Raw genomic sequence first — 11,701 nt, 5'->3', positions numbered from 1 at the left:
ATGAACAGGCTGGCACTGGCATCGACGGACATACAGGACTTTGGTGCGCTGACCGCCCGCACCGTCATCGCCGGCGTCGAGGCGATCTGCGATCCGTTCGGCGCGCTCTACCTGCCGGAGACACGGCTTCTTGTCGTTTCCGACCTGCATCTCGAAAAGGGTGCCGCATTTGCGCGCCGCGGCATGCTCCTGCCACCCTACGACACGCTGGCGACCCTGAAGATACTGGAAGCGGTCGTGCTTCGGCACGACCCGAAGATCGTCGTCAGCCTGGGCGACAATTTTCATGACCGCGTCGGCTCGGCCCAGCTGCCGGCGATCTATCGCCACCGGATCGAATCGATTGCCCGCGGGCGAGACTGGATCTGGATCAACGGCAACCACGACCCGGAAGGGACGACCGACCTTCCGGGCCAGTCAGCGGACGAACTGTGTTTCGCCGGGCTTTCCTTCCGCCACGAGCCGCAGGCGGGTGCTGCCCGCGGCGAGATCGCTGGGCATCTCCACCCGTCCGCGACCGTCAAACGGCGTGAGAAATCGGTGCGCCGCCCGTGCTTCGCGACCGATGGCAGGCGCTTGCTGATGCCGGCCTTCGGGGTCATGACCGGAGGTCTCGACCTCCGGCACCGCGCGATGGCCGGGCTCTTCGACCGGACGAACCTCATCGCCCACCTGCTCGGGCGCGACCGCATCTATTCCGTACGGTTCGCCAATCTGATGGGGTAGAGCAGCAAGCCAGTCACGCAGCGAGCGGCTGGTAGCGCAGGATCACGGTACCGTTTTTCAGCGGCCGGGCCTCGACCAGACTGAAACGCCTTTCAACGCCGCCCTCCTTGAAAAAGTGCGTTCCCTTTCCGAGGAGCACCGGCACGACACCGATCATCAACTCGTCGACGAGGCCCTCCTTCAAAAGGGTCCGGGTGAGTTCGGCGCTTCCGAAGATATAGATGTCCTTGCCCGGCTCAGCTTTAAGGCGCCTCAATTCGCCGACGACATCGTCGGTCATCCGCGTATTGTTCCAGTCAGAGGCTTTCAGCGTGCGCGATGCCACCAGCTTCGGCAGCGCGTTCATGTAGGCCTTTACCTCCGTTTCCTCCTCGGTCGTCGTCCAGTAGGATTTCATGCCTTCGTAGGTAATGCGGCCAAAGACCAGCAGCCGGGTTCTCGAGCCGAAATCCTTGCTCAGATTCTCGAGATCCTCGCCCCAGGCGTAGTTGTGAAACCCCAGGTCCCACTTGGTCTCGCCCTCGAAATAGCCGTCGAGGGTCACCAGGTTCCAGACGATTACCTTGCTCATCGCTGCCTCCTCCGAGAAAACCAGTTTCATTATGCAAGCAGTTGAAAGCTATGTAAACCGATGGCAAAATGCAAGCAGATTCTCTGGAGACTGCAATGAAGGACGAGCACCGCTCGGGTTGCCCCATCAATCTGACGCTGGAAATTCTGGGCGACCGCTGGAGCCTGATCGTCATTCGCGACATGATGTTCGGCAACCGCCGCCATTTCCGCGAGCTCTTGACCAAATCGGAGGAAGGCATCGCCTCCAACATCCTGGCCGACCGGTTGAAGCGCCTGACCGAAAAGGGGCTGATCACCAAGGCGGACGATCCAAGCCACAAGCAGAAGGCGCTCTACAGCCTGACGGAGATGGCGATCTCGCTCGTCCCGCTCTTTGCCCACATGGGCGCCTGGGGCCGCAGATATCTTGACGTCAGCGAGGAACTCAGCATCCGGGCCCAACTTCTCGAGGAGGGAGGAACTGACATGTGGGACGCCTTCATGGAGGAATTGCGCGCGATTCATCTCGCAGCGCCTCGGCCGGCACGCTCGGTGTTTGCGGAACTGCGTGCCGCCTACGAGGCTGTCGTGGCGCGCAAGCTCAGCGAAACGGCCTGACGGCCAGGGACCACCCTATTCCTTGCGGAAGACGATACTGGCGATCCAGCCTGTGAGAATGGCGAGCAGAACCGACAGCAGACCGTAGGGAATGGGATTGTTGAAGGCGGCATTCCAGATCATCTGCTCGACGCCCGTCTTCATGACCTGCAGCGGCAGGGCCTTCTCGCTGACGAAGACGCCATCGCGGAAGAGATGGGCGCGGACCACATGCGTGCCGTTCGGCACGTTCGCCGGCAGCCGCACGGTCGCCTTGAAGAGGCTTGCGCTGATGAACTGCACGCCGCCCGGATCGCGCTGGTAGAAGCCGCCACTTTCCTTCAGGCGGCGGAACGCATCGCGAAATTCGGTCAGGTTGCTGCCATCGCCGATGTATCCGGTCGGCACCAGCTTGATGTGCTGGATGCCCACCCCGATGCCGTTGAGCTCGGCTGCGGGAGCGATCGTTTCGAGGTCGCGCGTGCTCGAAAGGGAATAGGATTCCGGAACGAGTTCGAACGTCATCGAACGCCGGTTGACCCAGATCCCGAACACGCGCTCCTTGACGCGTACGGTCGCGTCGTCCTTCGGGCCCTCGAGCGCGACGACGATGTCGTATTTTCCCTGCGCCAGGAGGCTCGGATCATAGCCCTCGATCGCACCGAAGATGGTGAGATCCGCCCCGCGGAAATCGGACGATATGGAGATCTGATCGGTCGAGATCCCGATCTCCAGCCTCTCGGTGAATTCGGGGCGCGTATCCTCCTGGGCGGAGGCGGTCGAAGCCAACCCAAGGAAAAGCGGCAGCAGGAGGCGGGCGAGCCGGATCATCGGTAGATCCTCTCGCTTACCACCGAATAGAGATCCTCCGGGGTGATGACCAGATCCACCGCGAGGCGCATGCCGACGGCGAGCACGAGCAGCCCGAGGAGCGCGCGGAGCTGTTCGCCGCGCAACCTCTGACCGACGCGGACGCCGTACTGGGCCCCGATCACGCCCGCGACCATCAGGATGAAGGCGAGGACGATATCGACCGACTGGTTGGCCGCGGCCTGGACGATCGTCGTATAGGCGGTAACGAAGACGATCTGGAACAGCGACGTCCCGACGACGACATTCGTCGGAATGCGCAGCAGGTAGATCATCGCCGGCACCATGATGAAGCCGCCGCCGACACCCATGACCGAGGTGAGGATGCCGATGGTGAAGCCGAGCACCACCACGGGAATGACGCTGAGGTAGATCTTCGACTTCTTGAACCGCATCTTCAGCGGCAGCCTGTGCACCCAGCTGTGCTGGCCGGGCTTGCGCAGTGTCGCGGGCTGGTTCTTGGATGCGCGGCGAAGTGCGTTGAGGCTTTCCCACAGCATCAGGCAGCCGACCACCCCGAGCAGCACGACGTACATGAGCGAGATCACCAGATCGAGCTGGCCGACGCTTCTGAGCAGGGAGAACAGCCATATGCCGACCGTCGCTCCGCAAAGGCCTCCGATCAGAAGCACGGTGCCGAGCTTGATATCGAGTGAACCGCGCCGGAAATGGGTGATAGCGCCGGAAATGGAGGAGGCGACGACCTGGTTCGCTCCGGTCGCCACGGCGACCACGGGCGGGATGTTGTAGAAGATCAGGAGTGGCGTGATGAGGAAGCCGCCGCCCACGCCGAACATGCCCGAGAGAAAGCCTACGGCCGCGCCCATGCCGAGAATGATGAAGATGTTCACCGATAGCTCTGCAATGGGCAGATAGACTGTCACAACTTTACCCCGATAGGCCGTTCAAGCGGACAGCGATTGCGCAAAGGATCATCGCCCGCCCCATTTCGCGAAGTGGTTCCGTATCACGCCGTGATATCGGGATATGCTCAAGCTGCGGCCGGAGAAAGCCAGTCCGCGGGCCGCGGCCCTCTTTCCCGTTCGCACGACCGGGGCCGAAAAGGCTCCGCCGTCCGAATGCCTGCCGCCAGCCGGAAACAGCACCTGACTGATCCCGGTACGCGGGTTGGCATTCGCCCGTATCATGTTGGTTCGACATGTGGTTTTTCTATGTTCCGTCATGCCTGCGGGGCAAGACGGAGTCAACCGGAGGCCCTGGTCGCGGGCCACTCCGATGAGGAGCGCCAAGCGGTCGGCTGGAGGTCAGGTACAGCCGACATCATGCCCTATTTCGCTGATTTTACAGCTGAATTCCTGGCATGACCAGAAACGGCCCAAAGATGTCCGGCTTCGGGCGCGCTTCAGCCAGCAATCATCCCTCGGACTTGTTGCGTTTCAGCAACTCTCTCACCAGCTGATCGTCGATCTCGCCCGTCTCCGGCTGACCGATGGACTTCTGGAAAGCCTTGATGGCCAGCACGGTACGCTTGCCCATTTCTCCGTCCGGCGTACCCGCGTAGAAACCGTTGTTGTTGAGGATCGCCTGGATATTGCGTATCGCCCTCTTCATATCCACGGATGCGGTCTTGGTGGGCGCGCCGACCCATTCGTCGGGAAGCATGACAGAGTTGGCCTTTTCGTCCACGGCCTGCGGCTTCCACAGGTCGAACTTGGCCTTGGCGCTCGAGAGCTGCTCCGGCTTCATCGCATTGGCCACTTCGTCGCGCTTCTGGGCGGCATCGGTGTCGCCGTCGCGGGCCGCGACCGCAAACCATTTGTAGGATTCCTCGATATCCTGCGTCACGCCGTTGCCGCGTGCATAGAGGATCGCGAGATTGAACTGGCTGTCGCGTACGCCCCGTTCGGCCGCCTGCTGGAACCATTTAGCGGCACCCGACATGTCCGGCGCATCCTTGCCGGCGCCGCTTGCGAGCAGCACTGCGAGATTGTGCATGGCGCTGACGTTGCCCTGCTCGGCGGCCTTCGCGTAAAGGGCATGCGCCTTCACGAGGTCGCGCTCGACGCCCTGGCCCTTTTCCAGAAGGTTGGCGAGGCGGTACTGCGCGGGCGCGAAGCCACGGTCGGCCGAAAGGCCGTACCACTTCGCCGCCTCGGTATTGTCGCTCTTCACTCCGTTTCCGTCCGTGTAGCGCACTCCGATCTCGAAGAGCGCAAGACTGTCGCCCTCGCCCGCGGCCTTGGCGAGCGAAGCCGGTGCTATTTCCGAAGGTATAGCGATGGTCGCCTTTGCGGCGGACGCAGGATCGATGGATGCGGTCTCGCTGTCACCGTCGGCGGGAGCGCCCACGTCTTCCGACCCGGCGCTATCGAGCGGCTCGAAGCCTGCCGTTGCCTGGCTATCGATCGCTGCGACCGGACGGGTCATCTGCGCCGCACCGCTTGCTGCATCGGTGGTCCCGGCCACTGCGGCAGTCTGGCCGCTCGCTGGTCCGGAAATGGTATTGCTGTTGCTGCCGGAGGTGTCCGCCTTCGAAGCGGCCGCCATGCGCACATCGGCCGAGACGTCCGCCTGCGCCTTTTCCGTGACTGCGGGACGCTTTTCGGAGACTGCTGCAGGCTCGTCCGCCTTCTTGTCGCCGGTTGCCGTCGGCTGTTGCAGGATCGCCTGCTGCGGGGCCTTCTCGCCCTTGGCGAGCGTGCTCACCAGCGGATAAGCCATGACGGCAAGCAACACGGCACCGACGGCCATGAGGATCGGACGGCGGTGGCGTGCGAGCGCCGAGCCCGAGTCCTTGCCCGAAGGCTTCTTTTCCGGAGCGACATGCTGGATGGCTTCGGCTTCCTCGGCTGCCATCTTTGCGGCGCGCCGGGCAGCGGCGATGAAATCGGCTTTTTCGGCATCCCCCGGCTGCGTGGCGGTACGGCTAGAGGCGTTCTGGCCGGCGCGTACGCGCTCCAGAATCCGGCGGACATCCGGAGCACCGGAGCCCGGCTCGAGAAGCTGGTTCGCCTCTTCCGGCGCAATCTCGTCAACCGGATCGATGGACGGCGTCGGGACGACCTGGGTGCGCTCCGGTTCGGCTTCGGGTTCGCGACGACCGGGAACCAGACGCTTGGCGATGCCGGCGATCAGGCCGGTCTTGACGGCGGCTTTCTTCTGGCGCGGCTCGGCGAGGCTGAGCTCGGCTGCCTCAACCTCCGCGGGCGCATCAGCTGCAAACTCCTGCACCTCCTCGACGCTGTGGCTTGCGGCGGTCCAGGACGGCTGTTCATAGGATGAATGGCTTGCCGAAGCTTCGGGGTATTCACGCTGACCGAAAGCGACTGCTTCCTCGCGCATGGGCGGCACGTCCGCCCGCGGCATGGCCGGCGCGCTTTCACGCAGGCCGAATTGCGGCTGGCGCGCCGTATCCAGCTGCTCCAGGCGACCGGCAATCTGCACCAGCGTGTCGTGAAGCGCATCGAAGGTCCGGGCCGTGCGCTCCTCGCTGGAGCGGGTCAGGTCCTCCAGCGCACGCAGATCCTCGGCAAGCGCGGAAATGGCGGCCATGTCAGATGCAAGCGGCGAGGCCCCGCCCAGGCTGGCCCGCTGGTAGGCTTCCATCACCGTTTCGGCCGCATGCCGTGCGGCCTCGATGATGTATTCGTCGTTGGTCGCCATGTACTCTTCGAGGCTGGCCATCCTGTCTTCGAATTCCGAAGGCAGGGCCGCGGCGTTCTGGGATTGCGGCGCACTGATGAGCGCAGAGAGATTGGCGATCTGAGCTTCGAGGCCACGCAGTGCCTCTCCGTCGTCGCGCGGCGATGCGCTCGCCTCGTCCAGGCGCTCGGCGATCGCCGAAAGTCGGCCCTCGAGCATGGAGAACTGCGTGTCCGCGAACGGATTTGCACGCGGCGCTTCCATTCCCTCGATGCGGCGCGCCAGATAGTCGAGCCGGGTGGCCAGGTCCTCGTTGACCGATCCCTGGTCGAGGGCATCGATCTTGCGTGAAATGTCGGAAAGGTAGCTGGCTATTTCCGGGCTGGCGAGGGGAGCGGTTGCCTGCTCCAGATGGCGAGACAGCTGCTCCAGTCGCTCCTCGAGGCGCAGGGCCGCTTCCTCGTTCGCGAGATCCTCTACCCGGGCTGCAAGCGCTTCCAGGCGCACGCCGAGCCCCGTCTCCGGTTCCGGACGCTGGACGACCATGTCGAACTGATCCGACAGGTCGGCGATACGGTGCTCCAACCGCTGCACCATCGCGGCATCGGCCGCCTTCGCCTGCGCGTGGCCGCTGACGGCGATGGCGCGGCTGATCTCGTCGAGGCGATCGTCGAGGGTGTCGAAGCGGGGGGCGAACCGGCGATCATCGGGCTGCAGGTTGCGGCCGAGCCCTTCGACGGCATCGGCGACGGCATTCACCTTGGACTCAAGATCGCGAATCGCTGGAACGGCGCTCGCCGAGTTGATCTGAACCTTCAGCTCGTCGAGACGGTAGGCGAGCGCCACCAGCTCGTCGTCGCGGGTCTGGTCGAAAGTGGCGATACGAGACTCGACGCCATTCCAGCGGCTCTCCATGCGGCGGATGGAATCCTCGCGGGCGAGCGCGTCCAGGACGGAGCGCAGCTCGTCGAATTCGGCGCGCAGATTGCGGGCGCCGGCAGCGTCCGACTGATGGGCAAGCTGGTTGATCGAGAGGGCGATGCGCTGCAGGTCGTCACGCATGTCCTCAGCTGGAACGCTGCGTTCGGCTGCCTGCCTGATGCCGCGGATCTCGGCGCGCAAGGCACTCATCTCGCGGTCGAAGCCGTCGGAGATATCCTTCCGGAGTTCCTGCCTGAGGTTGACCAGAGCCTCGGCGATCTCGGCCGCCGTGTCCTGGCGGGCCGCCGCTATCGGGTAACCCGGAGCGATCGAGGCATGCGGAGCCGGGACCTGCTGCGCTGCCGGCTGGCGTTCCATTGCCTGGCGATCCAACGCCTGACGTTCGAACGCCTGGCGACGCTCGAGCCGGGCGGCGGCAGTGCGTTCGCGAGTGGCATCGAGGACGCGCTGGCGCTGGACGATTTCGGAGACCGGATCTTCCCGGAGCGGCTGGGACCGTTGCTGATCGAAGCGGGTCTGCTCGGGTCGCGCATAGCGCTCCTGATTGAGGGCGCGCGCCTCCCGTCCGCTCGCCATCAGACCCTCGATGCGTGCCTCCAGCCCCTCGATCGTGCGGTTGAGTGCATCGAGAGACGCCCTTTCGACGGGACGTGGAGGATTCTGTCGCGATCCGTTCATCTTCTTCGCCTCGCTTGGGAGCCCGTCGGCTCTCCTGAGTTACCTTGCACCGCGGTCGCCCCCCTGGCCCGCATGGCACCGTTACCCAAATTCGCCCGGCTCGAAGGGAATGGTCTTTCTCTGAGCCGGTAGACAGGACTATCGCGTCGAGGCAGGGGGCAGCGGTGTCGGTCGTGCCCTTCCCGGATCTGTCGCGCATGACGGGCGCAACGCGAAAGACCGATTGTGGTTTCTGCGTCGTACCCTTGACTGCACAATTCACGAAACGTGGTAAATAAGCGGTTAACTGCGAGAAACTTTTTTTAACGATTTGCTCATATATTCCCCGTCGAAGATTGCGCCACGCTTGCGCCGCCGAGCACGGCAGGATTGTATGAAGCCCTCCCACCGCCTCCCCGGCGCACCCTCTGTGAAATTTTCACGATCGCGATTTTTTGACGTTTACGCGCACGTCAATAATTTGTAGTGTCGAAACCGCAATCGAAACTTGCGTCCGGACTTTGGTGAGGAACCTGGAATGCCCGTCTATAAAGCGCCTGTGAACGACACGCTTTTCATCCTGAACGATGTCCTCGGCATCGAGAAGTACAACAATCTTCCGGGTTTTTCCGACGCAACGCCCGACACGATCGAGGCGATCCTCGTCGAAGCAGCCAAAATGGCGGAGGAAGTGCTCTTCCCTCTCAACCATAGCGGAGACCGGGACGGATGCGTGCGCAACGAGGATGCCACCGTCACGACGCCCCGCGGGTTCAAGGAGGCCTACAAGGCCTATTGCGAAGGCGGATGGATCGGGCTCGCGGTGCCGGAAGAATTCGGCGGACAGGGTCTTCCCTACACGCTGCATGCCGCCGTTGGGGACTATACCTCGGCCGCCAACATGTCGCTGATGATGTATCCCGGCCTCACACAGGGTGCGATCGCCGCGATCCTCGCGCACGGGACCGAAGAGCAGAAGCAGACCTACCTGCCGAAGATGGTCGACGGCAGCTGGTCCGGCACGATGAACCTGACCGAGCCGCATTGCGGCACCGACCTGGGGCTGCTGCGCACAAAGGCTGTTCCGCAGGCTGACGGCAGCTACCGCATCTCGGGCCAGAAGATCTTCATCTCCGCCGGCGAGCATGACATGACGGACAACATCGTCCATCTCGTTCTCGCCCGCATCGAGGGAGCGCCGGAGGGGACCAAGGGGATTTCACTTTTCATCGTGCCCAAGTTCCTCGTCGACGAAGGCGGCGCGGCGGGGTCGCGCAACGGCGTCTCCTGCGGCGCGATCGAGCACAAGATGGGCATCCACGGCAACGCCACCTGCGTGATGAACTACGACAGCGCGACCGGCTACCTGCTCGGCACGGCGAACAAGGGCCTCAACGCCATGTTCGTCATGATGAACGAGGCTCGCCTCGGTGTCGGCCTGCAAGGCGTCTCGATCGCCGAGGTCGCCTACCAGAACGCAGCCAGCTACGCCCGCGAGCGCATGCAGGGACGTTCGCTTTCGGGACCGAAGGCGCCGGACAAGATGGCGGACCCGATCATCGTTCATCCCGATATCCGCCGCACGCTGATGACAATCCGCGCCTTCAACGAAGCGGGACGGGCCTTCCTGCTGTGGACGGCGCTCAAGTCCGACGTCGCCCACCGTTCGGCCGACGAGCAGGAACGCCAGACCGCAGACGACGTCCTCGGTCTCGTAACACCCATTCTCAAGGGCGTGATGACCGACAAGGGCTTCGAGCATGCCGTCATGGCGCAACAGGTCTTCGGCGGCCACGGCTACATCGAAGAGCACGGGATGAGCCAATACGTGCGCGATTCGCGCATCGCCATGATCTACGAGGGTGCCAACGGCATCCAGGCGCTCGACCTGGTGGGGCGCAAGCTGGCGCTGAACGGCGGACGTGCCGTCATGGCCCTCTTCAAGGAGATCGGAGATTTCTGCGAGGACAATCGCAACGACGAGACGATGACCTTCTTCACCAAGCACCTGAAGAAGGGGCTCAACGATGCGCAGGCGGCCACCATGTGGTTCATGCAACATGCCATGGCCAAGCCCGACAACGCCGGAGCAGGCTCCACAGACTACATGCATCTCTTCGGTCTCGTCGTGCTCGGTTACATGTGGGCGAAGATCGCAAAGGCCGCCAACCAGGGCCTTGCCTCGGGCGGAGGCGATCGGGAGGACTATCTCAGGAACAAGCTGATCACCGCCCGATTCTTCATGGAGCGGATCATGCCGGAAACGGCACTCCGCAAGTCACGCATCGAAACCGGCGCGGAGACGATGATGGCGCTTTCCGCCGAGGCGTTTTGAAGTTGCTCGCCGTCCCGATCGGGGAGAAGGTGACCCGAAGGATTCGATGACGCGCCAGCTGTCCATGACGAACAGCTACGCCGCATCGTCTTGTCGTGTTCGGAACGTCTCCCCGCAGGGATAAAGCAACGAGACCAACGGAGCGCCGATCCGAAATTGCAGTCATGGGGCGCGAACTGACCAATGCGCGTCCAAGGGAGAAGATACCGATGACCGACGTATTCATCTACGACCACGTGCGTACCCCGCGCGGACGCGGGAAGAAGGATGGCGCACTGCACGAGGTGCCGTCCGTCCGCCTGGCCGCCAAGGTACTGGAAGCGATCCGCGACCGCAGCGGACTGGATACGGAGAAGGTCGATGACATCATCATGGGCTGCGTCGATCCGGTGATGGACGCAGGCTCGGTTATTCCAAAGGCTGCGGCCTTCGAAGCGGGATACTCGACGCGCGCGCCCGGCATGCAGATCTCCCGCTTCTGCGCGTCCGGCCTGGATGCCGTGAACTTCGGCGCCGCCAAGATCGCGCAAGGGGCGGACGACATCGTCATCGCCGGCGGGGTCGAGAGCATGTCGCGCGTCGGCCTCGGCATGTCCGGCGGCTCCTGGTTCATGGATCCGTCCGTCAACTTCCCGGCCTATTTCATGCCTCAGGGCGTATCGGCCGATCTGATCGCCACCAAGTACGGGTTTTCCCGCGATGACGTCGACGCCTATGCGGTGGAAAGCCAGAAGCGCGCGGCGAATGCCTGGGACAAAGGCTATTTCGCCAATGCCGTGATCCCGGTGAAGGACATCAACGGGCTGACGATCCTCGACCGCGACGAGCACATGCGGCCAGGCACCGACATGCAGGCACTGGCCGCCCTCACCCCCTCCTTCCAGATGCCGGGCGAGATGGGCGGCTTCGAAGCCGTCGCGATCCAGGCGCATCCGGAGATCGAGGCAATCAACTACGTCCACCACGCCGGCAACTCCTCCGGCATCGTCGACGGCTCCGCGGCCGTCCTGCTCGGATCCAGGGCGGGAGGCGAGATCATCGGCCGAAAGCCCCGCGCACGCATCAAGGCCTTCGCGAACATCGGTTCCGATCCGGCTCTCATGCTCACCGGCCCGGTCGACGTGACCGAGAAGCTACTTTCGCGCACCGGCATGACGCTCTCCGACATCGATCTTTTCGAGCTGAACGAAGCCTTCGCCGCCGTGGTCCTGCGCTACTGCCAGGCCTTCGAGATCCCGCACGACAGGATCAACGTCAATGGCGGGGCGATCGCCATGGGGCATCCGCTGGGCGCCACCGGCGCGATGATCCTCGGCACGGTGCTCGATGAACTGGAACGCCGCGACCTGAATACCGCGCTCGTGACACTGTGCATCGGCGCCGGCATGGGTACCGCCACGATCATCGAACGCGTCTGAC

Annotated in this window: 8 protein-coding genes; 4 read left to right on the top strand and 4 right to left on the bottom strand. The window is 63.5% G+C overall.

The window, feature by feature from the left end; all coding sequences use genetic code 11:
• The gene (gene pdeM, locus F3Y30_RS05885; RefSeq protein WP_203426498.1) at positions 1 to 726 is read left to right on the top strand and encodes a ligase-associated DNA damage response endonuclease PdeM; all 726 of its coding nucleotides are present in this window, start codon (positions 1 to 3) and stop codon (positions 724 to 726) included.
• 13 nt (positions 727 to 739) lie between these two features.
• On the opposite strand, the gene F3Y30_RS05880 is transcribed toward pdeM, so the two are convergent.
• Positions 740 to 1,297, bottom strand: coding sequence for a dihydrofolate reductase family protein (locus F3Y30_RS05880; RefSeq protein ID WP_203425569.1), 558 nt, complete (start codon positions 1,295 to 1,297; stop codon positions 740 to 742).
• Between the two features lie 95 nt (positions 1,298 to 1,392).
• Here F3Y30_RS05880 and F3Y30_RS05875 point away from each other — a divergent pair, with 95 nt between their 5' ends.
• Entirely contained in the window at positions 1,393 to 1,896 is a 504-nt protein-coding gene (locus F3Y30_RS05875) for a helix-turn-helix domain-containing protein (protein ID WP_203425568.1), read from the top strand.
• A gap of 15 nt (positions 1,897 to 1,911) precedes the next feature.
• Here the strand turns inward: F3Y30_RS05875 and F3Y30_RS05870 are convergent, their stop codons facing one another.
• The 3 genes from F3Y30_RS05870 to F3Y30_RS05860 all read right to left on the bottom strand — a co-directional run bounded on the left by F3Y30_RS05870 (position 1,912) and on the right by F3Y30_RS05860 (position 7,968).
• Positions 1,912 to 2,706: a TIGR02186 family protein gene (locus F3Y30_RS05870; RefSeq protein WP_203425567.1), complete on the bottom strand. Its 795-nt coding sequence runs from the start codon at positions 2,704 to 2,706 to the stop codon at positions 1,912 to 1,914.
• Positions 2,703 to 3,629 carry a sulfite exporter TauE/SafE family protein gene (locus F3Y30_RS05865; RefSeq protein WP_203425566.1) on the bottom strand — a complete coding sequence of 309 codons (927 nt, stop codon included), beginning with the start codon at positions 3,627 to 3,629 and terminating at the stop codon, positions 2,703 to 2,705. The genes F3Y30_RS05870 and F3Y30_RS05865 overlap by 4 nt, the downstream gene beginning before the upstream one ends.
• Before the next feature lie 490 nt (positions 3,630 to 4,119).
• Positions 4,120 to 7,968 carry a peptidoglycan-binding protein gene (locus tag F3Y30_RS05860; protein WP_203425565.1) on the bottom strand — a complete coding sequence of 1,283 codons (3,849 nt, stop codon included), beginning with the start codon at positions 7,966 to 7,968 and terminating at the stop codon, positions 4,120 to 4,122.
• Positions 7,969 to 8,485: 517 nt separating this feature from the next.
• On the opposite strand from F3Y30_RS05860, the gene F3Y30_RS05855 reads away from it, so the two are divergent.
• Both F3Y30_RS05855 and F3Y30_RS05850 read left to right on the top strand, forming a co-directional pair.
• The gene (locus F3Y30_RS05855; protein WP_203425564.1) at positions 8,486 to 10,282 is read left to right on the top strand and encodes an acyl-CoA dehydrogenase C-terminal domain-containing protein; all 1,797 of its coding nucleotides are present in this window, start codon (positions 8,486 to 8,488) and stop codon (positions 10,280 to 10,282) included.
• Positions 10,283 to 10,491: 209 nt separating this feature from the next.
• Entirely contained in the window at positions 10,492 to 11,700 is a 1,209-nt protein-coding gene (locus F3Y30_RS05850) for an acetyl-CoA C-acetyltransferase (protein WP_203425563.1), read from the top strand.
• Position 11,701 lies beyond the last annotated feature (1 nt).

The organism is Sinorhizobium sp. BG8 (assembly GCF_016864555.1).
Taxonomy (GTDB): domain Bacteria; phylum Pseudomonadota; class Alphaproteobacteria; order Rhizobiales; family Rhizobiaceae; genus BG8.
This window is presented reverse-complemented; position numbering and strand designations above follow the sequence as displayed.

What these genes read in the sequence shown, in the direction of transcription:
- F3Y30_RS05870 (WP_203425567.1), bottom strand. Translation starts at nt 2,706, where the DNA reads ATGATCCGGCTCGCCCGCCTCCTGCTGCCGCTTTTCCTTGGGTTGGCT.
- F3Y30_RS05875 (WP_203425568.1), top strand. Translation starts at nt 1,393, where the DNA reads ATGAAGGACGAGCACCGCTCGGGTTGCCCCATCAATCTGACGCTGGAA.
- F3Y30_RS05850 (WP_203425563.1), top strand. Translation starts at nt 10,492, where the DNA reads ATGACCGACGTATTCATCTACGACCACGTGCGTACCCCGCGCGGACGC.
- F3Y30_RS05860 (WP_203425565.1), bottom strand. Translation starts at nt 7,968, where the DNA reads ATGAACGGATCGCGACAGAATCCTCCACGTCCCGTCGAAAGGGCGTCT.
- pdeM (WP_203426498.1), top strand. Translation starts at nt 1, where the DNA reads ATGAACAGGCTGGCACTGGCATCGACGGACATACAGGACTTTGGTGCG.
- F3Y30_RS05855 (WP_203425564.1), top strand. Translation starts at nt 8,486, where the DNA reads ATGCCCGTCTATAAAGCGCCTGTGAACGACACGCTTTTCATCCTGAAC.
- F3Y30_RS05880 (WP_203425569.1), bottom strand. Translation starts at nt 1,297, where the DNA reads ATGAGCAAGGTAATCGTCTGGAACCTGGTGACCCTCGACGGCTATTTC.